Consider the following 21923-nt stretch of genomic DNA (forward strand, 5'->3'; position numbering starts at 1 on the left):
GCCCGCCGACAAAATGTCAGCGGGCTTTTCTTCGTCACGGTCAGTTACGAATCAAGTAGTCGAAAGCGCCGAGCGATGCTTTCGCACCTTCGCCCATGGCGATAATGATCTGCTTGTAGGGAACGGTGGTCACATCGCCTGCGGCAAACACGCCGGGTACGGATGTCATGCCATGGGCATCGACAATGATTTCACCACGCGGCGTCATTTCGATCGGTGAGCCTTTTAACCACTCGGTGTTAGGTACCAAACCAATCTGAACAAAAATACCTTCTAACGTGATGGATTTGCTCTCATCCGTCGTACGGTCTTTATAGTTCAAGCCATTGACACGGCTGCCGTCACCGGTGACTTCGGTCGATTGTGCGTTGAGAATGATATCAACGTTAGGCAGGCTCTTGAGCTTCTTCTGCAGCACCGCATCAGCACGCATCTCGCCCATAAACTCTACCAGTGTGACGTGGCCGACAATGCCCGCTAAGTCAATCGCCGCTTCAACACCTGAGTTACCGCCACCAATGACCGCTACCCGCTTGCCTTTGAACAACGGACCGTCACAGTGAGGACAGTAGGCAACCCCTTTGTTGCGATACTGCTGCTCGCCGGGTACGTTCATCTCACGCCAGCGGGCGCCGGTCGCCAGTACTAGCGTCTTGCTCTTCAGCTTAGCGCCGGACTCAAATGATACTTCGTGTAGGCCGCCTTCTGTCTCGGCGGCTTTAAAGGAAGTAGCCAGCTGCAGGTTCATGACGTCAACTTCGTAATCTTTGACATGTTCTTCAAGCGCGCTGACCATTTTCGGGCCTTCGGTGTGTGACACCGAAATGAAGTTTTCAATGCCCATGGTGTCCGCCACCTGACCACCGAAGCGCTCAGCGGCAACACCGGTATTGATGCCTTTGCGCGCCGAGTAGATAGCCGCCGCAGCGCCTGCCGGGCCACCACCAATGACGAGCGTATCGAAAGCGGCTTTTTCGCTCAGCTTTTTGGCATCGCGTTCGGCGGCACCGGTATCAACCTTGGCCAGAATCTGTTCAAGCGTCATACGGCCCTGGTCGAACGGCTTACCGTTCAAATAGACGCTCGGCACCGACATGATTTCGCGAGACTCGACTTCATCCTGAAACAGCGCGCCGTCGATAGCGACGTGGCGCACGTTTGGGTTGAAGATGGCCATCAAATTGAGTGCCTGAACCACGTCCGGGCAGTTCTGGCACGACAACGAGTAATAGGTCTCGAAAAGCATCTCGCCATCTAATGCTCGAACCTGATCAAGCAAGTCGTCAGACGTCTTAGGCGGATGACCACCAATGTGCAGCAGAGCAAGCACTAACGAGGTGAACTCGTGGCCCATAGGAATGCCTGCAAACACCACGCCAGTCTCTTCACCGGGGCGGTTGATCGCAAACGATGGCGTACGTGCATCCTGACCATCGCTGTGGAGGGTAATCTTGTCGCTCAGGCTGCTGATATCTTCCAACAGACCGAGTAACTCTTGTGACTTGGCACCGTCATCGAGGGACGCAACGATCTCGAACGGCTGAGTCACTTTTTCCAGATACGCTTTTAACTGGGATTTTAAATTGGCGTCCAGCATGACAGTAGCTTCCTCGCAGATAACAGACGTATTGAACACACGTGTGTGACGGTGCTAATCATTAACATTTTAAAAAACTGTTTTAAAAAACAGTTTTAACAACAGGTTTAATAACAGCTTTAAAACAGAACGCCCGGGCGAAACCCGGGCGTTGAACATACACGCACTTGCGCAGCAAAAAAGAGCAAGGGCGTGAAAACCGCGAGCGGTTTAGATCTTGCCTACTAGATCCAGCGAAGGAGCGAGAGTCTCTTCACCCTCTTTCCACTTGGCTGGGCACACTTCGTTCGGGTTGGCACGAACGTATTGAGCGGCTTTCACTTTGCGCAGCAGTTCTTCGGCATTACGACCGATGTTGCCTGCGTTAATTTCGACGATCTGGATTTTGCCGTCGGGGTCGACAACAAAGGTGCCGCGCTCGGCAAGACCAGCTTCTTCGATCAAGACTTCAAAGTTACGTGAAATGCGCAGCGTCGGATCCGCAATCATCGGGTACTGAAGTTTGCCGATGGTGTCAGAGCTGTCGTGCCATGCCTTGTGAGTAAAGTGGGTATCGGTTGAAACGCTGTAGATTTCAACGCCCAGTTTTTTGAATTCAGCATAGTTGTCGGCTAAGTCGCCAAGCTCAGTCGGGCAAACAAAGGTGAAGTCAGCGGGATAGAAGAAAAAGATGGACCACTGACCCTGCATGTCGGCTTCAGTAACATCAACAAATTCGCCATTCAAATAGGCAGTTGCTTTAAACGGCTTAACTTCAGTGTTGATCAATGACATTCAGATAATCTCCAGGATTGGTAAATGAATAATGTGAAATTGTTGATAATACTAATGGCTAACGACTAATGGCTAAAATTAAGAATAGCCATGCCATCAATAGCATTTCTCTATTGGCCAGGCCGTTGTCGTTGTACTGGCTGGTTAATGGGGTCGATGAAGCAAAATACAAGAATTTTTCACATTGGCTTGCGGTAGGCGTCACTGCACCGCAAAATTCGCACGGTCAGCGTTATGACCTACGCTATTGTTAGCCGTGGGCCAGCTGGCACAAAACAGCCGTAGCCAAGCGTTATTAACAGCGAGAGCTAAAAACGAGTGGCTCAAAAACGTCGCTAATAGAGCTTAGACAAATAGAGCTTTGACATTAGGAGCAGTGATAATGGGGAACATCCACAAACTTTCCGCGGCCGTTGCGGCCATTTCGTTTGCCGCAGCGGCTAGCGCTGCCCACGCCGACGAGGTGCGGGTGTTTAACTGGTCAGATTATATTGCCCCGGAAACGCTGGAAAAATTCACCGAGCGTACCGGCATTGAAGTGACCTACGACGTTTATGACAGCAATGAAATTTTGGATGCCGCGCTGCTCGCTGGGCGCTCCGGCTACGATGTGGTGGTACCCTCTACCCACTATTTTACTCGTCAATTAAGCGCCGGTGTTTACCAGCCGCTTAACCATGAGCTACTGCCCAATTTAGACAATCTCAACTCCGACCTGATGGCCAACTTGGAAGCTATTGATGCGGGTAGCGAATACTCGGTTCCTTATATGTGGGGCACTAACGGTGTTGGCTATAACGTTGAGCGTGTAAAGGAAATCCTCGGTGACGACGCCCCCTTGGACAGTTGGGCGCTGCTGTTTGATCCTGAAATAACCGCTGCGTTGAGCGAGGCAGGTTGCGGCTTGTCGATGTTAGATTCAGGTGATGAAATGCTCTCGCCCGCCATGGCGTATTTGGGCTTGGACCCGCTTAGTGAAAGTATTGATGACCTGGAAGCTGGCGGCGAGCTGATTGCCGACGTTCGCGACGATATGACCTACTTCCACTCCTCGCGTTATGTCTCTGATCTGGCGAATGGCGATATTTGCGTCGCCGCAGGTTACTCCGGTGATATTTTCCAAGCTGCGGCGCGTGCTGAAGAAGCTGGTCGTGATTTCAGTATTGGTTACAGCATTCCCAAAGAAGGCGCTGCCCTTTGGTTCGATATGATGGCGGTACCCGCCGATGCGCCGAACACTGAAAACGCCCATGCGTTTATCAACTTTATTCTTGATCCGGAAATCGCCGCTGAAATTACCGAGTATGTGCGGTATGCCAACCCCAACGCGGCGGCCAATGAATATCTCTCTGATGAGATTATCAATGACCCGGCTATTTACCCGGAAACTGAGGTCATGCAAAACCTGTACGTAGCGATTGAAAAGCCTCAAGATGTGCAACGCGCACGTACACGGATCTGGAATCGTGTGAAGTCTGGTCGTTAAAACCGACATTTATCCGACGGCGAGCCAGAGGCATTTCCTCACCGGCTCGCTGTTCGTCTTTATTAATGCCCGGGTTGCCGGGCCTTTTGATGGGAGTGGCGAATGGTCACTACGCCCCTGTCGAACGAGCCTTCATCTGCTGTGCCAAGCACTCCTTCCGGATCACGTCCTCTGGGTAAAACCCCACGGTTTGCCGAGGATGTCGTGCTGGAAGTGAAACGCTTAAGCAAACGATTTGATGATGCGCTGGCGGTGGATGATGTCAATTTGCAGGTTAAGCGCGGCGAAATCTTCGCGTTATTAGGTGGTTCTGGGTCGGGAAAATCAACCTTGCTGCGGATGCTGGCAGGGTTTGAGACACCAACAGAAGGGCGCATTTTGCTAGACGGTGTCAATATCACCGCAATGCCACCTCACAAGCGGCCCATCAATATGATGTTCCAGTCTTATGCGTTATTTCCGCATATGACGGTTGCCCAGAATATTGCCTTTGGTTTAAAGCAGGACAAACTGCCCAAAGCGGATATCGACGCCCGTGTTGCGCAAATGCTCAAGCTGGTGCACATGGAGCGCTTCGCCAAGCGCAAGCCGCATCAACTTTCCGGCGGGCAACGTCAACGGGTGGCACTGGCGCGCTCGTTGGCCAAGCGGCCAAAACTGCTGCTACTGGACGAGCCCATGGGGGCGCTGGATAAAAAACTACGCACTGAAATGCAGCTGGAAGTGGTCGAGATCATCGAACAGGTAGGCGTTACCTGCATCATGGTGACGCACGACCAGGAAGAAGCCATGACCATGGCTGACCGCGTGGCGATCATGGCCGATGGCTGGATCGAGCAGGTAGGTTCGCCGGTGGATATTTATGAAAGCCCGGTAAGCCGCATGGTGGCAGAGTTCGTCGGTACGGTGAATCTGTTTGAAGGGGAAATTATCGAGGATGCTGCCGACCACTGCCGCATCGTCGCCCCTGCGCTTGAACGCCCCATCTATATTGATCATGGGATAACCACCCAAGCGATGGATCGCCGGGTGTGGGTCGCACTACGCCCCGAGAAAATCTGGTTAACCCGTGAAAAGCCCACCACGGAATATAACTGGGCGGAAGGCAAGGTGGATGATATTGCCTACCTGGGGGGCTTCTCGCTCTACTACGTTCGCACGCCGTCGGGCCAGATGATCAAGGTCAGCATGGCCAATACGGAACGCCGCGGTGATCGTCCAACCTGGGAAGACAGCGTCTATGTCCACTGGGAAGATCACAGCACTATTGTTCTGAATCGCTAGGGTCTTGAACCGCTAGCGTGGTGCCTTTCCTACTGCGAGGAGCCTGCCTTCAATGAAGCCATCTCGTTCTTCAGCACTGCTCAAACGCTTGAAACTGGGGCGGCGGGCAGTGATTGCGTTTCCGCTCGTCTGGTTAACGCTGTTTTTCTTGCTGCCTTTTGCACTGGTACTCAAAATCAGCCTGTCCGAGGCGGCGATTGCGATTCCGCCTTACGGGCCACTGCTTGAGTATGCCGACCAGACGCTGCATGTCTTTTTAAACCTGGGCAACTATCTCTTTCTCCTTTCAGATTCGCTTTATATTGCCGCCTATTGGGGCTCAGTCAAAACTGCGTTCATAGCGACGGTGGCTTGTCTGCTGATCGGCTACCCAATGGCGTATGCCATGGCGCGGGCACCGGCTCGCTGGCAGCTGCTGTTACTGCTGCTGGTCATGCTGCCTTCGTGGACGTCGTTTCTGATTCGTGTCTACGCCTGGATGGGTATTTTAAGCAATAGCGGGTTGATCAATAACCTGCTGATAGGGATAGGTCTGATCGATTCTCCACTACGCATGATGAATACCCAGTTTGCGGTCACGATTGGTATCGTTTACGCCTACTTGCCGTTTATGGTGTTGCCGCTGTATGCCCACCTAACCCGGATGGATAATTCGTTATTGGAAGCCGCTGCTGACCTGGGTTCGCGCAAGATCAATACCTTTGTCAAAGTTACTTTGCCGCTCTCTATGGGGGGGATTGTCGCCGGTTCGATGCTAGTGTTTATCCCGGCGGTAGGCGAGTTCGTGATTCCCGAGTTGCTTGGCGGCCCGGACACATTAATGATCGGTAAGGTGTTGTGGGAGGAGTTTTTCCTAAACCGCGACTGGCCCGTGGCGTCGGCGCTGGCCATGGTGATGCTGCTGCTCTTACTAGTGCCGATTGTCTGGTTCCATCGCTATCAGTCCAAGGAGCTAGCGTCATGAGCAGCCTGCGACGGATCAACTTCTCAACGGTCATGCTGGTGCTTGGACTGCTGTTTCTTTACCTACCGATGTTTGTGCTGGTGGTGTATTCGTTTAACGCCTCAAAACTGGTCACCGTGTGGGCTGGGTTTTCTACCCAATGGTACGGTGAACTATTTCGTGACGAGCAGATTCTATCGGCGGTGTGGACGAGCCTGAGGATTGCATTTTTCGCTGCCAGCATGGCGGTTTGCTTAGGCACCGTAGCGGCCTTTGTGATGACGCGCTACGGCCATTTCCGGGGTAAAACGGCACTCTCCAGCATGGTGACGGCGCCATTGGTCATGCCCGAGGTGATTACCGGTCTGTCGCTGCTGTTGTTGTTTGTGCAAATGGCGCAGATTACCGGGTGGCCTGCTGACCGTGGCATGGCGACGATCTGGATTGCCCACACCACGTTTTGCAGTGCCTATGTCGCGGTCGTGGTGGCAGCGCGTCTGCGCGAAGTGGATCACTCCATTGAAGAGGCGGCCATGGACTTGGGCTCGCCGCCGGTGAAAACCTTCTTTTCCATTACGCTGCCGATTATCACTCCAGCGCTGGCAGCCGGTTGGCTGCTGGCGTTTACGCTCTCACTCGATGACTTAGTGATTGCCAGCTTTGTCTCGGGCCCAGGAGCGAATACGCTGCCGATGGTGGTGTTTTCATCGGTGCGTATGGGCGTATCACCAAAGATTAATGCGCTTGCCACGCTGATTATACTGATCGTATCCCTGGCAACATTTTTGGCTTGGTTTGTTATGCGCCGCAACGAAACCAAGCGAAAGGCTGCCCTGCAAGACGTTTAATGCAAACTATAGAACGTCGTCGTCGCGACCGGCCACTACGCTATCGAGTTCGCCGGTCATCGGCGAAACGACAACTTGTAACTGGATAGGCGCGCAGCACTGGTGGCAATCTTCCCACGTGTCATGGCTGCTTTGTGACGTATCAATGAGAAAGGTCAGCGGTGAATCGCAGTAAGGGCAGTGGAAGTCATAATTGACCAGGGCGTCGTCATGCATCGTTGGCTTCCTTTTAGATGGAGTGCGCTTAATCAAGCATTTCTAAGGAAGTGAGTGTAGCAGTGTGTCCCTCAGGTAGGGCATCGTAGGATTGAATCAGGTAGGATATTCGCTGGTTCCTAAAGCAACGCAGTGAGAGTAGCGATGATGTTACGTAACATGGCAGTAGCGGCCCTAGTGGCCTTTCCGATGGTCGCGTTGGCTGAAACCCCCAATGTGAAAGCTGGCGAGTGGGAATTTGTCAGCAAAACCAGCGTCAGCGGCGAAATGGAAATTCCGGATCAAACGGAAACCGAGCGCCAGTGTATTACTCAGGAAGAACTTGAGGGGGCTGAATTCGGCTTCATCGAGGAAGAAGAGGGCTGTGAACTGCTCGATCAAGAATTGAACGCAGACGGCCTTAGCTACAGCATGGTATGCCGTGCTGAAGGCGGCGAAGCGACCATCGATGGCGAAATGCGGTTTATGGGCGAACGTATTGAAGGCAGTGTCGATATCCTGACTCAGTCGCCTATGGGCGAGCTGAGCATGAACACGGTCATTGAAGGCGAGTACCTCGGCGAGTGTGAGTAACCGCCAGCAGCAACGCTAGTTCAAAGCAAGGGCTTCCCGGTTAACCGGGAAGCCCTTTTCATTGGTAGTTACTGCATAGGTACTTATTGCCTGTCTGCAGCGCCTTCATGGGAAGGGGCGTTGGCGATTTCCTCTTCGAGCTGTCGCTTCACTGCGCCTGGCGATCCCGTATGGCGTGCCAGCAGGTCGTAAGCCACGGGCACGACAAACAGTGTAAACAGCGTGGCTGAACCGACCCCCGCCATAATCACGGTACCGATGACCAAGCGCGACTCGGCCCCCGGTCCTGTCGAGATAATCAATGGAATGGCGCCGGCCATGGTGGTGACGGCGGTCATTAAGATAGGTCTCAAGCGTGTCACAGAGGCTTCAATCAATGCGGCTCGAAACACTTTTCCCTCATCACGCAATTGATTGGCAAACTCGACAATCAGAATGCCGTTTTTAGCGGCTAAGCCAATCAGTAGCACTAAGCCTACTTGGCTGTAGATGTTCAACGACTGACCAGTGAGCAGTAGGGCAAGCAGCGCGCCGCTCATTGCCAGTGGCACCGTGAGCATGATAACAAAGGGGTGGATTAGGCTCTCGAATTGGGCAGCGAGTACCAAAAACACCACCAGTGCGCCCATTATCAACAGGAAGGCGGTAGCGCCACTAGCCTGCTGGAAGTCGCGTGATGCGCCTGCCACATTGGTTTGTGCCTCTTCTGGCAGCAGCTCTGCAGCGCTCTCCTCTAGGTACGCCAACGCTTCGCCGAGTGGGTAACCATCTGCCAGATTGGCCTCAATGGTAATCGCGCGTATGCGGTCAAAGCGATTCAAGGTGCTGGCGCCAGCAAAGTCGGAAAGCGTGACAAGGCTGGCCAGAGGAATCAGCTCACCGGAGCGCGCCGAGCGAACCTGAATGTTATCCAGCGCCCTGGGGCTGTTCTGGCTGCCGCGGTCGCCTTCCAGGATGACATCGTACTCCTCACCCTCATCCACATAGCGGGTGACATTGCGACCGCCCAACAACACTTCCAGCGTTCTGCCGATCTCCGAGACAGTCACCCCTAACGAGGCAGCACGCTCGTAGTCGATCTCCACCCGCAGTTGCGGTTGGGTCTCGTTGTAGTTGCTTTCCAGGGCTGTTAAGCGCGGATTGTTTTCACGCACATGGTCGATCAACATATCCCGCCAGCGGGCAAGTTCCTCATACGTGCCGCCACCCAGTACAAACTGGACCGGTTTTTCGGTGCGTTGCCCAAAGCCCTGGCGCATGACGGGGAACGCTTGTACGCCGGGTAGGGTGCTCAGTGTCTGGCGTACGTCGGCCATGATTTCCCAGGCGCTACGGCGACTGCCCCAGTCGGCCATATTGACGATAATAAAGCCGCTGTTGAAATTCTCGATATTGCCGTAGCCACGTGGCGCACGAACCACCACACGCTCCAGCTCGCCGCTCTCGATCAGCGGTGTCATACGCGCTTCGATTTCATCCATATAATCCATCATGTAATCGAAGGTAGCGCCTTCAGGGCCATTCACTAATACGATAAAGTTGCCGCGGTCCTCCTGTGGGGTGTATTCATTCGGCAACGCTGTCGCCAACCAGGCCGTAGCCGCAATCAACAGCACAAACATGGCGACGACCAGCCAGCGCATCTTGAGCATCCACTCCAGTGAGGCCTGATAGCGGCGCTGGGTGGCATTAAGCAGCCACTGTACGGCTTTACCAATGCGGCTATCGTGCATGCCTGGCTTAAGAATTTTAGACGCCATCATCGGCGTAAGCGTCAACGCGAGTAGGGTAGAAATCACCACCGCGGCGGCCATGGTCAGCGCGAATTCGGAAAAGAGCCGGCCAATATCCCCCTGCAGCATACTCAGGGGCACAAAAACCGCCACCAATACCAGCGTGGTGGCGATGACTGCAAAGGCGATCTGCCGGGTACCGCGAAAGGCGGCGACCAGCGGTGTTTCACCGTAGTCGTGCATACGCCGGTTGATGTTCTCAAGCACTACGATGGCGTCATCCACAATCAGGCCAATGGCAAGCACCAGGGCCAGCAGGGTTAACAGGTTGATGGAAAAATTCATCGCGGCAAGGGCGGTAAACGCGCCAATAACGGCAATGGGAACCGTCACGGCGGGTACCAGCGTGGTGCGCAAATTGCCCAGGAACAGGAAAATCACCACCACCACCAAGCCCATGGCGATAAACAGCGTCATGACGACCTGATCAATCGCGCCGGAGACGAACAGTGAGGCGTCGTAGTTCAAGCTAAGCGTCATTCCCTCCGGCAGCGTGCCCTGCAGCCTTTCAAGCTCTACCTGTACCGCCTCGGAAAGCTCGATGACATTGGCTGTGGACTGCATGATCATGCCAAGCCCGACCATGGGCACACCGTTGGAGCGGAAGACAGAGCGATCTTCTACCGCACCGACTTCCACTCGGGCTACGTCGGCAAGGCGCACCAGGTAGCCGTTTTCGCTCTGGTTTTGAGGAGAGTTGATCGCAAGGCGCTGAAAGTCGTCAGCGCTGGCAAAGCTGCGGGGAAGGCGAACGATAAACTGGCGATCGACAGATTCAATCGAGCCTGCCGGGAGCTCTACGTTTTCGGCCCGCAGGGCATCCTCGATATTGCCGACGGTAAGCCCTCGGGCAGCCAGTGCATTGCGATCCAGCCAAACCCGCATCGCGTAGTCGCTGCCGCCGCCAACGCGTACCCGTGCCACGCCTGGTTGCACGGAAAGGCTGTCGACCAGAAAGCGGTTAGCGTAATCGGTGAGTTCGGTAATGGAGTAGTCTTCACCGGAAAGGCTGAGCCACACCACTATCTCCTCACTGCTGTCAGCCTTGGTGACCTCGGGGTTGTCAGCATCGTCGGGCAGGTTGCGCAGGGCGCCGGAAATTCGGTCACGAATATCATTGGCGGCGGCATTGATATCCATATCGATGCCGAATTCGATTTCAATCTGGGAACGGCCATCTTCGCTTTGCGAAGTAATCAGCTCGATGCCTTCCACCCCGGCTATGCGATCCTCAAGCACCTGGGTGATGCGCGTTTCGACCACGCTGGCCGAGGCGCCTGGGTAGCGGGTGTCGATAGTGACCACCGGCGGGTCAATGGTGGGGTACTCCTGCAATGGCAGGCGATTGAGCGCCAAAAGACCAAACGCGATAATCAGCGCCGCGATCACCATCGCGAGCACAGGGCGCTGAACGGAGATATCCGAAAGGCGCATCAGCGGTCAGCCTCTAGCAACGCTCGAATACCGGTCTCGTCATCGACAATCCCGATCAGCCTGGCTTCTTGTCCATCCCGGGCCAGTTGCAGGCCGTGAACGACAATTAACTCATCGGCAGACAACCCCTCTAGAATTTCTACCTCGCCATTGCGTCGTTCACCAATCGCCACTTCGCGGCGTGCCAAGCGAGTCGTGCCGTCACTTTGTTCGATAAGCATCACAAAATGACGGTCTCCACTGGGTTCGATAGCGGCTTCAGGGATCACAATAGTGTCGCGCACGTGTTGCTGAACGATGACTTCCATCAGCATGCCAGGGCGCAACCGGCCGTCAGAGTTGTCGAGTTCGGCGCGGACATCAATACTGCGCGTCACCGGGTCGACCCGAGTGCCGATGGTGGCAATTTCACCGCTGAAAATATCGTCTGGGAAGGCAGCGGTAGTGGCATTTAGTATTAATCCTGGTGCAAGGCGGCCTAGAAACACCTCGGGTACGCTGAAGTCCAGTTTCATAACTTCTAGTTTATCCAACGTCACCAGATCCATTCCTGGGGTGACCAGCGCACCGACGCTGATATTACGAAACCCAACGCGGCCACTGAAGGGAGCTTCTATTTGGTAGTTGGCTAGTTGGGCCTCAATGGCTTGAATGTCGGCTTCTGCCTGACGCAGGCGGGACTGGCTATCTTCTACGTCGGCTCTGGCCGCCAGATTACGGTCTTGCAACTGCGTGGCACGGTTCGAGGCATTGCGTCGCTCTTCGCGTAGCGCTTGCGAGGCCCTTAGTTGCGCCTGCTCTTCGGCATCTTCTAGTCGGATAAGCAGTTGTCCCTCGTCAACCTGTTCACCGTCCTGGAAATTGATCTCGGAGACAATTTCCGTGACGGTGGTGGAAAGCGTGACGCTTTCATCGGCACTCAGCGTCCCCAGCGCTTCAAGGGGGTCAGACCAGGTGGTCATTTCTGCCCGTGTCCCGATGACAGACGGTGCCGATTGGGCAAACGCCACCTGCGCTAACAGCAGGGCAAAAGGAACAAGCGTGAGTCTTAGAAGCAGTCGTCGTCGAACTGGTAAAGACATAGTGATCTCAGTGTTGTAAATAGTTATACGTTTATTATGCAGAGTATTTTTTTAATATAAAAATTTATCAAGCATGCCCCTGGTAGAATGCCTGTTTTTTGCACTCGGAGCCGCCCTGAATGTCGTCAAATTTGAACTGCCCATTATGATCTATGATGTCGTTGTTATTGGCGCTGGCGCCGCAGGGTTAATGTGCGCAGCGCAAGCGGGCTATGCCGGTAAACGGGTCTTAGTGCTTGATCATGCTAACAAAGCGGGCAAGAAGGTTCTGATGTCCGGCGGCGGCCGCTGCAACTTTACCAATCTAGGCACGACGCCACAGCATTTTTACTCTTCAAATCCTTACTTTTGTATCTCAGCGCTCAAGCGCTACCGCCCAGAACACTTTGTCGAGCTCGTTGAGCGCCATGGCGTTGAGCATGTTGAGAAAACACCGGGGCAGCTGTTCTGCGCAACCTCCGCCAAGGAAATTGTTCGCACCCTACTCACCGAGTGCGAGTGGGCCGGGGCTGAAATAAAACTCAGTACTCAGATTACCCGTGTGGAACAGCAGGGCAATGCCATGCGGCTGTCGACGTCGATCGGTAAAATTGATGCGGGTGTGGTGGTAGTGGCCAGCGGGGGGCTTTCTATTCCGAGTATGGGAGCGACGGGATTTGGTTACGACATAGCGCGTCAATTTGGCTTGGAAGTGTTCGATACTCGGCCGGGGTTGGTGCCGTTCACCCTTAGCGATACCTGGAAAGCGCGTGCAGCATCACTTTCTGGTGTCAGCGTACCAGTGGTCGCCAGTGCTGGCAGCCGTCGCTTTGTTGATCCTATGCTGTTTACCCACCGCGGCCTGTCTGGGCCCGCGATGCTGCAGGTATCCAGCGTTTGGCAGCCAGGGGAGAGCCTTACCGTTGATCTGTTGCTCGGTGAAGATGTGGCGGAATCGCTGCGTGAGGCGCGTCAAGCAACGCCCAAGCGTCAACTTTCTACGTGGCTGACGGAACGCTTTCCGAAGCGCTTGGCGCAAGCATTGCTTGAGTGGTATCCCGATCATGATCCTGCGCGGCCGCTCGCTCAATATGCCAATCAGGCCTTGGACGAATGGGCTGGCAGGCTTAATGCTTGGCAACTGAAACCGGCAGGTACTGAAGGGTGGCGCACTGCTGAAGTGACCATGGGGGGAGTCAATACCGACGCGCTATCATCCAAAACCTTTGAAGTGAAAGGCTTGCCACAGCTGCGGTTTATCGGTGAAGTAGTGGATGTTACAGGCGAGCTCGGTGGGTATAACTTTCAGTGGGCATGGGCGAGTGGCGTAGCCTGTGGTCAGTCTTGCTAGGCAACGCCGCTCGCTCAGGGTATTAGCAACAGGCTTAAGTAGCCACTTTGGCTAATAACTTAAGCTTCTTGAGTAGCATATAGCCCGCAAGCACTTTTCTACCTGCCGCCATTGCTCCACCTGGGTGGCGCATTAGTTTGAATGCGGCAAAACCACCGACGGCGTAAAGCGGCAGCTTGAAACTTTGCCAGTTTTTATCCAGGGGCGAGGCGGCTTGCTGCAGGTATTCGCTATCGACCAGAATATCCACACGCTGCTGCTCCAATTCCGCCAGCAGCAGGGCTTTACGTTCAGCGCGGCTTAGTGGCTTTGTTGGCGGGTTAGCGGTGTCTGCGGATGGTTTCATCACTTGGCTCCTCAAGCAGTGCTCGATCTGCGGCAAGCTGTTTGAGTGTTTCTTTCAAAAGAGAGTGGCGCTTCGACTGGCGAACAGCGATCCACGCTAGTAACAAACTGGCGCCTATCAATACCCCAGCGCTTATCACGATGGCGGTTAAGCGATAGCTATCCCAGAACAGAACCACTACCAGCGCTGTCAGTGTGGCAATACCCAGCAACAGCAGCAGTAAGCTCGCACCTGCAAGAAGGAGTAAAACCAGTAGCCGCGCACGCTCTTCTTCTAACTCAAACACCGCCAAACGCAGGCGAGTTTCGCTATTAGCGATCAGCGATTTTAGTAAGCGTTTGGCAGCAGAGAAGACGCGTTGGGTTGGACCCAAAGCCATTAGCGACGACCGAGCAGCATACCCACAACCATACCCACTGCCGCACCAATGCCAATACTCGTCCAGGGGTTCTCATGAACATAGCGGTCGCAGGCATCTGCTTGCTGTGTCAGTGAGTCGCGCGTGTCGTCATAGAGGCGTTCGCCGCGAGCTTCAAGGCGCGCACGGGTATCTTTTAATCGACGCTCGGCGCGTGTACGTAGATCGTTCATCTCTCCGCTGGCATCTTTAGCGGTCGCGTTGACGAGTTCTTCAACGGTTTCGCTCAAATGGCGCAGATCATCTTTAAGTTGATCGGCTTGCGTAGAGTAAGTTTGCTGACGTTTGGCCATGAAGTCTTCCTTTGACGAATGAATGAGAGGGCTGCTACAAGCATAGCAGCCACCTGACAACAGACAAGCAGTTACACCTATCGGTTCAGCCCTGTGGCACTAAATAAGGGATTTAAACTGAACCCCAAGCTTAAGCGATGCACACGATGATCGTAATCAATCATGCTTTCGCCGTAGCCATAGTAATACTGTACATGTGCTCGCAAGCTGTTGAAAGCAGGCCAGCTGTAATCTATCTGTGTGCCTATATTGCCAGCGCTTGGGTTGCCACGCAGCTGTCCACTCACTTCATGGTTGTTATTAAGGCGCTTGGCGAGGCGAATATCGCCGTACCCCATGTAGCGTTCGATATCTGGGTTGTCGTCATCCTTTGTGGATTCCGGTATCCGCCAATGGGGTGCCAGGGTAAAAGCCCAGTCACCGCGCTGGAAAGTACTTTCAAGATAAACCCGGTTCCAGCTACGGGAGAGAGGATCTGAGCGTCCATTAGACTGGTGATTGAGGGAAACTCGGTTGCGGGTATTCACCCAGCCCAGCGCCCCCCAGGCATTGTCAAAGTCGATAAACACTTCCGGCTCGTAGTTGGTTTCCCGGAAAGGCGATGAGGCGTCAGTATTATAAGCCTGCCACCAACTGCGCTGGGTGTAGCCGAAGTAAACATCGCCATAGTTGCCCAATACCTGCTCGGCCAGATTAACCTTGGCACTAAACTGGAATTTCAACTCAACGTTATCAATCGGGGTATCACCAGAAATATTTCGGAAGCTTTCACGGTTTTGATTGGCGTTATAGCTAACTGGAAAAAGGTAGTTGGTGCGGTGGGTAGTGATGGAAAACGGGTTGCGGGTTGATGCCTGTTCAAGCTCACGGCGCTCGCTTAAATCTTTCCGTGCAGCTTCTTCAGGCAACTGTTCAAACGGCATGCCCTGCGCGGCATCTTCGGGGCTCTCAATCTGCTGCAACTGTTGATGCAGGTCATACAGCTCGGCGTTGAGGGCACGGATACGCTCCTCAATCTCTTGTTGAGACTCAGCGACGGCACTCGCACTAAAAGTAGCAAGACTCAGCAGGACAATAAGTTTCGTTAACGGCAGTTTTCGGGTGACCATCAAGGTGACTCGCAAAATAAAGGAATAGGCAAATGCCAAGCGTGTTTCTATCACGCCGCCTGAGGAAGTCAACACCTCTGATTGCGCTGACCATCAGAACGCCTGACAATAGCATCATTCTCCGTCTCTGCGGAGCATTTGATGTCAGCGAGGCCCTAAGTAACGTGTTGATACGTAACGTGGTGAGATGCGCCTGTCAGTGGAGTATAACCTGTTTGTTCCTGCTGTTTGTCATGAGCAGTGTCGCTTTTAATCCAGCACACGCTGCGCTTCAGTCCAATATGCTTGAGCTAGTGCCCGAACAGGCTGAATTGGCATCAAGGCTTGCTCAGTTAGAAGCTCTTGAAGAACCCTTGACCGCCCAGCAGGTCAGCGATAAAGAGGCCCTGGAAGCGGCTCTTGAAGCTTATGAGCGGCTGGCTTCTGTGGACGAGCGTCTAGCGGCTCTAGACACCCGAGTAGAACAAGCCCCTGAAATGTTAGCACGACTGCAGCGCGAGTTGAGCGAAGCGGAAGAGGCTTCCCAGCAGCTAACGGTGGCTGACTTGAGCAACCGCCCCCTTGATGAGCTGGAAACGTTGCAAACTAACGCCGTGGTCGAGCTGCAGCAGTTGCAAAGCCAACTGGCAGAAGTGAACTCGCAACTGCTGGCCGCCCAAACACTGCCTGAACGTGCCCAGCAGTCCATCGCTGAAACTCTCCAACGCGCAGAAAGTCTACGCCGACAACACGATGAGCGCGAGGCTTTGCTAGCGGATCGCCAACTTTCTGCACTGAGCGATGCACGGCTTATCCAATTACGCCTTGAGCGGGCACTGGCCGAACGTGAAGTAAGCTTTTATCAGCGTGAGCTAAGCGCTAATAGCCGCCTGCGCGAATTAGCCCAGGAGCGCCGTGATGTGCTGATGGTGCAGATCGATTATCAACAGCAGCAGCTAACGATGTTGCAAGGCGTTATTGATCGGCAACGCCGATTGGCCTCTGAGCAAGCCATTGCCGATGCCGCCAGGGATAACCCGTTAATCGCCGCTGGGCATCCGGTGCTGGTGCAAGAGCAGCAAAACAATCAAATGCTAAGTTTAGAGCTGCTGCGGGCGACAGATCGCGCAAACAGTATAGTGCGCGACAATATTGAAGCCCAGCGACAGTTAGAGAACGTGCGTCAGCTTCAGCGCAGCCTTAATGAGCAAATTGAGGCTATCCGCGGCAGCCAGCTGCTGTCGCGTATTCTGCGTGAACAGCGCAAGTCCTTGCCTCCCTTGTCGGCACCACGAGATTTACAGGACGAAATTGCCGACCTGCGCTTAAAACAGTTTGATTTGGTTCGTCAGCGCGACCAGCTACGTCAAAGTGACCAGTTTGCCACGCAGCGTCTGGCAGAGGCGGGCATAGAGGTAACGCCTGGATTAGTCGATTCTCTCTCTCGTCTTTATCAATCACGTCGGGAGCTAGTCGAACAATTGGAGCAGTCTTATGGAAGCTTGTTGAGTGCAGCGATCGAGCTACAGCTGAACCAGCAGCAGGTATTAACGACCACCAGTGAGCTACGCGAGACGATTGATGAACATCTCTTTTGGGTCGCCAATAGCCGCCCGCTGGACGTTAATTGGCTGCGCCAGTTACCGCGTAATTTACTTTTAGAGTGGCAAGAGGGAGAGTGGCGCGCCATTTTGCCCACCCGTTGGCAAGGGCTCTCTTGGCAAGTGCTTAACGGGGCACCGCTGGTGTTGGTGGGGCTTGTGCTGATGGGGTTACGTCGCCAAATTAAGACGCGCTTGGCGAACCTGCATTCACAAATCGGACGCTTGAAAAGCGATACCCAGCTGCACACGCCTAAAGCGGTGCTGTTCAATGCGCTGCTGGCGCTGCCTGGCCCATTAGCGTTAGCGGGCATTGGGGTTGGGTTATTAGGCGCGGTGGGGCCGTTGGCGACTAGCGTTGCTCCGGCACTGCTTCAGTTAGCCCTGAGTTGGGGCGTAGTGGCATGGGTGCGCCGACTATTGGTTGCTGATGGGGTGGCTGAACGTCATTTTACCTGGTCGCCTCAATACACCGCTCGCTTACGCCAACTGTTAGGCGGGTTAGGTATCGCTTTGGTGCCCGTCATTGCCATTGCGGCTATGTCGGGTGAGATGGAGACTCCGTTAGCACAGCGCCCCGTTGCGCTGGCGTTACTGTCACTTGGATTGATAGCCATGAGCTGGTGGCTGACGCAGTTGATACTGGCGCATATCCCCATTTTTGGCGTGCGCCTGTTTCGTTTGTTTTTGGGGCTGGCGATGGCGTCGGTACCGCTGATGCTGCTGGGATTAGTCGCCTGGGGCTATGAATACACTGCTTTGCGTCTAGTAGGCAGGTTCGCCATTACGCTTTACCTGTTGGGGCTGTGGGTAGTGGTGGAAGCCACGTTGGTGCGCAGCCTTGCCGTGGCCGCGCGGCGACTTGCCTATCGTCGTGCGCTGGCGCGCCGACGCGCTCAGGTACAGGAGGGCGCTGAAGGTGGGTTAGAAGTTGTCGAAGAGCCACCGCTTGATATGGCGCAAATCAACAGCCAGTCGCTGCGGCTTTCCAAGCTGATTGTGTTGATTGGTTTTAGTGCCCTGCTTTATCTGGTCTGGGCAGACTTGCTTTCAGTGCTTGGCTATTTGGACAACGTGTCACTATGGGAGGCGCAAGAGGGGGACCTGGTTGATAACGCGCTATCGATATCCGACATCTTTGCTGCCCTGCTGATTGTCGCTATTACGTTTATCATGGCGGGCAACTTACCCGGCTTGCTAGAAGTGATGGTGTTATCCCGCCTGTCATTGAAACAGGGCAGCGCCTATGCCATTAGCTCGCTGCTCTCCTACACTATTGTGGGCACGGGGATTGTGATGGGGTTATCGACCCTTGGCGTTTCCTGGGACAAACTGCAGTGGCTGGTGGCCGCTCTGAGTGTGGGCCTAGGGTTTGGATTGCAGGAGATTTTCGCCAACTTTATATCCGGCTTGATCATTCTGTTTGAACGCCCCATCCGTATTGGCGACACGATCACGATTGGCAATTTGCACGGTACCGTCAGCCGTATCCGCATTCGGGCGACCACCGTCACTGATTTTGACCGTAAAGAAATTATTATCCCCAATAAAACCTTTGTGACTGACCAGCTAATCAACTGGTCGCTGTCGGATAATATTACCCGAGTCGTGCTGACTTACGGCGTGGCTCATGGGTCGGACATGCCGAAGGTGCATCAATTGCTGCGCAAAGCTGCAGATGAAAACCCGCGCGTGCTGGCGGACCCAGAACCTCAGGTTTTCTGTTTAAGCTACGGGCAGCATAGCCTCAATTTTGAGCTGCGTATTTTCGTCAACGACCTGCTCGACAGGCTGTTTGCGGCCGATGAAATTAACTGTCGGGTTGATGCACTGTTTCGTGAGGCGGGCGTACGCGTGGCCTTTGAGCAGATGGACGTATGGCTACATCCTGATAAGGGCGAGGCTATAAAAGTGCAGTCTGCAAATCAGCTCACGCCTCCTTCGTCGACTTGAAGCTTTTTATTAAGCGCCTTTTACGGCATGCAGGAGAAACTCCCGATTGCCATCGCCGCCGGTAATCGGGCTCTCCTGCCAGTGGCGTATGGTAAATCCGCAGGCGTGACAGGTGCTGCGAATATTGGCTTCAACGTCGTTAAAACGGCTAGCGTCACGCACCACGCCGCGCTTATCGAGAGCTTCTGCGTTCAGCTCAAACTGAGGTTTAACCAGCGAAATCAATTGCCCCTCCAGCGGCAGCAGAGTAGCAATTTCAGGCAGAATTAGCGTTTGCGAGATAAATGACACATCCATAATGGCGCTATCGATGGGTTGAGCGGCAAGCACGCTTTTTAGTGCTTCATCGCTACTCATGTAACGCGCATTCAATCCCTCCAGGCACGTCACGCGTGGGTCGCCACGTAGCTCGGGGGCCAGCTGCCCATGGCCAACCTCTATACCAACGACATGGCGCGCGCCAAAGCGCAGCGCGCAGTCGGTGAAGCCACCGGTCGATTGGCCTATATCGAGTACCACCGCTTCATTGAAATGCATTTGTAGCGTTGTCAGCACCGCTTCCAGTTTCAAACCCGCGCGGGAGACATAGCGCTCTTCAGGGTCGTCCTCCACTTCAAAGCGAGTATCTTCGGGCCACTTTTCTGACGCCTTAGTTAACGGCTTACCGTTACTGGCAAGACGAACCCGCCCATGTCGAATAAGCCGCTGGGCGCGGGTACGCGAATTGGCCAGCCCTTGGCTGACCAATAGTTGATCGAGTCGCATCATAATGATTAAGAGTGTCGTTAATAGGGCGGCTTATTCTGCATCCGGTGGGGCGTTAGGGCCTTGATCAGCCTGCAGTTCGACAGGCGGTAAACGCGATGCCCCCCAGCTACGGTGGAGGTAATATTTCACATTTTCCAACTCTTCATCGGTGACAGACACTACTTCACCACGCTCGAGTGGGTCGTAATGATAAATATACAGCCGCGATGCAAAGCGTTCGAAAGGCAGCGATGCTTCACCAAAGCGTTCACCGTTACCCGAGGTGCTGACAATGACGCCGTCGCCCCAATCCTGGCCGCTATCGTTGTTGGGATTATAAAAATAAACCCGCATAACGTCAGATGGGTCGAGGGAGGCCCGCAAAATGGTGATCGCGTGCCAGCCAATAAAGCGTGCTGCGCTATCGGTGACCGCAATGCCCGCTGGCTGGGGATGAATCAGCGGTTGGTTGCCATTGTAGTAGGGGTGATAGCTGGCATAGAAGTGGCGTACAAAATCATCCACATCGCTTAGCTGCCCGGTGGCCACATCGACATTGATGCGGAAACCGCGTCCTGACCACCAGCCATGAAATTCAGGATTCACCCAGCGGTGAGGGTCACCCTCACGACCAATGCAACGTCGGCCCATTTCGGCATAAATGCGATCAAGGTGTGGCACCACAATCAGCGACACGGGATCTAAATCCATTGGCAATTCAGTCGCAACGCCAGAAAGGCTCTCCATCGATGAGATGGCCTGGCCCTCGAAATGCATAATGAGTTCGTCATCGCGCGCTGCCCACGCCACCATCTGCAGCAGATAGTCCGGATCATTGTAGGCCCACATGGAAAGGGCGCGTGCCGATTGGCAGGTAGGGTTATTACCCTGTCCAACGCCTAACGGTAGACCCAGCATGCATAGCACGCCTTCAATCAGCCGTGCACGGGGCGAAACAGTGTCGCCATAGGCGATAGTGAGTCGTGACTGGGCCCACTCTGAGAGCGGTAGATTAAGCTGGCGCCACATGGCCGGTGCCACCGGCGGCTGATAAAGAATGCCGCGTTCGAGCATGAGCGCTAGGCCATAGACCGCCTGCGACGTAGCAGGATAAACACCACCACGAATCAACGCTTGAACCAGCTCACGGTAGCAGAGTAAGCAATCACGCCCGGTAGACGACAAGCCCAACGCTTCAGAGAGTAAATGATCACCCTCTTCAAGCAGGTGGCGTAGCAACACGGCGTGGTAGGGCGAAACTAGCCCGGTATCGTGCATCGCCCTGGCAAAACCCGTGGATTCAGCCTGCAGCGCCGCCTGATCCATGTGCTCCAATCGGTCGCGATAAACATCGACACCAGGGTCTTCTCGGCAGGCCTGAGTGGGCCCGTAAAGCGAGCTGACCAAACGGTCGGCGCCTTGGCCACTGGCGCCAAGATCAATCGCCGGGTTGGCTTGGCAAAGGGCAATTTGGGTGATCATTTGTTTGATCGAGTCAACCTGGATGGGACGCTGCTTTAAAATGCGCCAAATCTCATCAATCAGTTGATCGACGATATGTTCGTAGCCGATTCGATCCGCTAAGTGCTGGAAAAGCTGGCGAGGAATGGTCGCCAGGCGCCCCTGGGTTTCCCGCTCCGCCTCACTGGGCGGTAAAAATAGCAGCCATAAATTAATGGCCATGACCTGAGTCAGGTAATGGTGCGCATGATCGGCGGAAATCAGGGGATGAATAAAGTCGCCTTTAGCGACGGCGAGAAGCCGAAGCTCGCTTAATGCTTCGATGACGACCACATTGGCATCCGCGCTTTTCAGCGCAAAAGTTGTCAGGGTCGGCACCAGATATTGGGGAGTTTCCCAGTCGGAGCCTAAAAACACACCAGCCTCCTCGAACGCTTGCGCGCGGGATTCCAGTGCTTCACAACCGCCATCCTGAAGTAATATTCGCCGCGCAGTATCCATTACTCGCGGCAGCTTGGCGGGCTTTGAGAAGGCGGGCGCCTGCGTAAGCAGGCGCACAGCGTCATCAAATTTGCTCAACAGTCCATTGAGCTTGCTATCTTCTTGAGAAGACGTAACTTGATCAGTCTCCACGGTGACTCCTTATCCCAGCGTTA

Annotated in this window: 18 protein-coding genes; 7 read left to right on the forward strand and 11 right to left on the reverse strand. The window is 54.3% G+C overall.

Translation table 11 applies throughout. The features are described 5' to 3' along the window. Window positions 1–40: 40 nt before the first annotated feature. Complete coding sequence (gene ahpF, locus V8L70_RS13075) at window positions 41–1597, reverse strand: alkyl hydroperoxide reductase subunit F (protein ID WP_336269570.1); 1557 nt, start codon at window positions 1595–1597, stop codon at window positions 41–43. A gap of 210 nt (window positions 1598–1807) precedes the next feature. Next, window positions 1808–2365, reverse strand: a complete 558-nt coding sequence (ahpC, locus tag V8L70_RS13080) for an alkyl hydroperoxide reductase subunit C (RefSeq protein ID WP_431313221.1) — start codon at window positions 2363–2365, stop codon at window positions 1808–1810. A 388-nt stretch (window positions 2366–2753) separates the two neighbouring features. Between ahpC and V8L70_RS13085 the strand changes: the two genes are divergently transcribed. The 4 genes from V8L70_RS13085 (at window position 2754) to V8L70_RS13100 (ending at window position 6932) form a co-directional block, all read left to right on the forward strand. Further along, on the forward strand, window positions 2754–3857 hold the full coding sequence (locus V8L70_RS13085; RefSeq protein ID WP_101147840.1) for a polyamine ABC transporter substrate-binding protein: 1104 nt from the start codon (window positions 2754–2756) through the stop codon (window positions 3855–3857). A gap of 102 nt (window positions 3858–3959) precedes the next feature. Continuing rightward, window positions 3960–5141 carry an ABC transporter ATP-binding protein gene (locus V8L70_RS13090; RefSeq protein WP_176304563.1) on the forward strand — a complete coding sequence of 394 codons (1182 nt, stop codon included), beginning with the start codon at window positions 3960–3962 and terminating at the stop codon, window positions 5139–5141. Between the two features lie 52 nt (window positions 5142–5193). Then, on the forward strand, window positions 5194–6105 hold the full coding sequence (locus V8L70_RS13095) for an ABC transporter permease subunit (protein ID WP_101147842.1): 912 nt from the start codon (window positions 5194–5196) through the stop codon (window positions 6103–6105). Beyond that, window positions 6102–6932, forward strand: coding sequence for an ABC transporter permease subunit (locus V8L70_RS13100; protein WP_101147843.1), 831 nt, complete (start codon window positions 6102–6104; stop codon window positions 6930–6932). Before V8L70_RS13095 ends, V8L70_RS13100 begins: the two co-directional genes overlap by 4 nt. A 6-nt stretch (window positions 6933–6938) precedes the next feature. On the opposite strand, the gene V8L70_RS13105 is transcribed toward V8L70_RS13100, so the two are convergent. After that, the gene (locus V8L70_RS13105; protein ID WP_101147844.1) at window positions 6939–7148 is read right to left on the reverse strand and encodes a zinc ribbon domain-containing protein; all 210 of its coding nucleotides are present in this window, start codon (window positions 7146–7148) and stop codon (window positions 6939–6941) included. Between the two features lie 144 nt (window positions 7149–7292). On the opposite strand from V8L70_RS13105, the gene V8L70_RS13110 reads away from it, so the two are divergent. Continuing rightward, a complete protein-coding gene (locus V8L70_RS13110) occupies window positions 7293–7721 on the forward strand; it encodes a DUF3617 domain-containing protein (RefSeq protein ID WP_101147845.1) in 429 nt (142 codons plus the stop codon). A gap of 83 nt (window positions 7722–7804) precedes the next feature. Here the strand turns inward: V8L70_RS13110 and V8L70_RS13115 are convergent, their stop codons facing one another. Both V8L70_RS13115 and V8L70_RS13120 read right to left on the reverse strand, forming a co-directional pair. Further along, complete coding sequence (locus V8L70_RS13115) at window positions 7805–10948, reverse strand: efflux RND transporter permease subunit (protein ID WP_336269579.1); 3144 nt, start codon at window positions 10946–10948, stop codon at window positions 7805–7807. Further along, window positions 10948–12030, reverse strand: a complete 1083-nt coding sequence (locus tag V8L70_RS13120; protein ID WP_101147847.1) for an efflux RND transporter periplasmic adaptor subunit — start codon at window positions 12028–12030, stop codon at window positions 10948–10950. The genes V8L70_RS13115 and V8L70_RS13120 overlap by 1 nt, the downstream gene beginning before the upstream one ends. A gap of 145 nt (window positions 12031–12175) precedes the next feature. On the opposite strand from V8L70_RS13120, the gene V8L70_RS13125 reads away from it, so the two are divergent. Then, window positions 12176–13360, forward strand: coding sequence for a BaiN/RdsA family NAD(P)/FAD-dependent oxidoreductase (locus V8L70_RS13125; protein ID WP_336269663.1), 1185 nt, complete (start codon window positions 12176–12178; stop codon window positions 13358–13360). A 34-nt stretch (window positions 13361–13394) separates the two neighbouring features. Here V8L70_RS13125 and V8L70_RS13130 read toward each other — a convergent pair whose 3' ends face one another. The 4 genes from V8L70_RS13130 to V8L70_RS13145 all read right to left on the reverse strand — a co-directional run bounded on the left by V8L70_RS13130 (window position 13395) and on the right by V8L70_RS13145 (window position 15526). Further along, window positions 13395–13706, reverse strand: a complete 312-nt coding sequence (locus V8L70_RS13130; RefSeq protein WP_101147848.1) for a YqjK-like family protein — start codon at window positions 13704–13706, stop codon at window positions 13395–13397. Then, window positions 13681–14085, reverse strand: a complete 405-nt coding sequence (locus V8L70_RS13135) for a phage holin family protein (protein WP_101147849.1) — start codon at window positions 14083–14085, stop codon at window positions 13681–13683. Before V8L70_RS13135 ends, V8L70_RS13130 begins: the two co-directional genes overlap by 26 nt. Further along, window positions 14085–14417: an ElaB/YgaM/YqjD family protein gene (locus tag V8L70_RS13140; RefSeq protein ID WP_101147850.1), complete on the reverse strand. Its 333-nt coding sequence runs from the start codon at window positions 14415–14417 to the stop codon at window positions 14085–14087. Before V8L70_RS13140 ends, V8L70_RS13135 begins: the two co-directional genes overlap by 1 nt. Before the next feature lie 77 nt (window positions 14418–14494). Continuing rightward, on the reverse strand, window positions 14495–15526 hold the full coding sequence (locus tag V8L70_RS13145) for a phospholipase A (protein ID WP_101147913.1): 1032 nt from the start codon (window positions 15524–15526) through the stop codon (window positions 14495–14497). 233 nt (window positions 15527–15759) lie between these two features. Between V8L70_RS13145 and mscK the strand changes: the two genes are divergently transcribed. Next, the gene (gene mscK / locus V8L70_RS13150) at window positions 15760–19059 is read left to right on the forward strand and encodes a mechanosensitive channel MscK (RefSeq protein WP_232774971.1); all 3300 of its coding nucleotides are present in this window, start codon (window positions 15760–15762) and stop codon (window positions 19057–19059) included. A 9-nt stretch (window positions 19060–19068) separates the two neighbouring features. Here mscK and V8L70_RS13155 read toward each other — a convergent pair whose 3' ends face one another. Next, window positions 19069–19827 (reverse strand): TlyA family RNA methyltransferase, encoded by a 759-nt coding sequence (locus tag V8L70_RS13155; RefSeq protein ID WP_101147851.1) that lies wholly within the window; start codon window positions 19825–19827, stop codon window positions 19069–19071. Between the two features lie 30 nt (window positions 19828–19857). After that, complete coding sequence (locus V8L70_RS13160; protein ID WP_008959581.1) at window positions 19858–21900, reverse strand: hypothetical protein; 2043 nt, start codon at window positions 21898–21900, stop codon at window positions 19858–19860. Between the last annotated feature and the right edge of the window lie 23 nt (window positions 21901–21923).

The sequence above is a fragment of the Vreelandella arctica genome (assembly GCF_037070215.1).
Classification (GTDB): domain Bacteria; phylum Pseudomonadota; class Gammaproteobacteria; order Pseudomonadales; family Halomonadaceae; genus Vreelandella; species Vreelandella arctica.

What these genes read in the sequence shown, in the direction of transcription:
- ahpF (WP_336269570.1), bottom strand. Translation starts at nt 1,597, where the DNA reads ATGCTGGACGCCAATTTAAAATCCCAGTTAAAAGCGTATCTGGAAAAA.
- V8L70_RS13085 (WP_101147840.1), top strand. Translation starts at nt 2,754, where the DNA reads ATGGGGAACATCCACAAACTTTCCGCGGCCGTTGCGGCCATTTCGTTT.
- V8L70_RS13090 (WP_176304563.1), top strand. Translation starts at nt 3,960, where the DNA reads ATGGTCACTACGCCCCTGTCGAACGAGCCTTCATCTGCTGTGCCAAGC.
- V8L70_RS13095 (WP_101147842.1), top strand. Translation starts at nt 5,194, where the DNA reads ATGAAGCCATCTCGTTCTTCAGCACTGCTCAAACGCTTGAAACTGGGG.
- V8L70_RS13100 (WP_101147843.1), top strand. Translation starts at nt 6,102, where the DNA reads ATGAGCAGCCTGCGACGGATCAACTTCTCAACGGTCATGCTGGTGCTT.
- V8L70_RS13105 (WP_101147844.1), bottom strand. Translation starts at nt 7,148, where the DNA reads ATGCATGACGACGCCCTGGTCAATTATGACTTCCACTGCCCTTACTGC.
- V8L70_RS13110 (WP_101147845.1), top strand. Translation starts at nt 7,293, where the DNA reads ATGATGTTACGTAACATGGCAGTAGCGGCCCTAGTGGCCTTTCCGATG.
- V8L70_RS13115 (WP_336269579.1), bottom strand. Translation starts at nt 10,948, where the DNA reads ATGCGCCTTTCGGATATCTCCGTTCAGCGCCCTGTGCTCGCGATGGTG.
- V8L70_RS13120 (WP_101147847.1), bottom strand. Translation starts at nt 12,030, where the DNA reads ATGTCTTTACCAGTTCGACGACGACTGCTTCTAAGACTCACGCTTGTT.
- V8L70_RS13125 (WP_336269663.1), top strand. Translation starts at nt 12,176, where the DNA reads ATGATCTATGATGTCGTTGTTATTGGCGCTGGCGCCGCAGGGTTAATG.
- V8L70_RS13130 (WP_101147848.1), bottom strand. Translation starts at nt 13,706, where the DNA reads ATGAAACCATCCGCAGACACCGCTAACCCGCCAACAAAGCCACTAAGC.
- V8L70_RS13135 (WP_101147849.1), bottom strand. Translation starts at nt 14,085, where the DNA reads ATGGCTTTGGGTCCAACCCAACGCGTCTTCTCTGCTGCCAAACGCTTA.
- V8L70_RS13140 (WP_101147850.1), bottom strand. Translation starts at nt 14,417, where the DNA reads ATGGCCAAACGTCAGCAAACTTACTCTACGCAAGCCGATCAACTTAAA.
- V8L70_RS13145 (WP_101147913.1), bottom strand. Translation starts at nt 15,526, where the DNA reads ATGGTCACCCGAAAACTGCCGTTAACGAAACTTATTGTCCTGCTGAGT.
- mscK (WP_232774971.1), top strand. Translation starts at nt 15,760, where the DNA reads ATGAGCAGTGTCGCTTTTAATCCAGCACACGCTGCGCTTCAGTCCAAT.
- V8L70_RS13155 (WP_101147851.1), bottom strand. Translation starts at nt 19,827, where the DNA reads ATGATGCGACTCGATCAACTATTGGTCAGCCAAGGGCTGGCCAATTCG.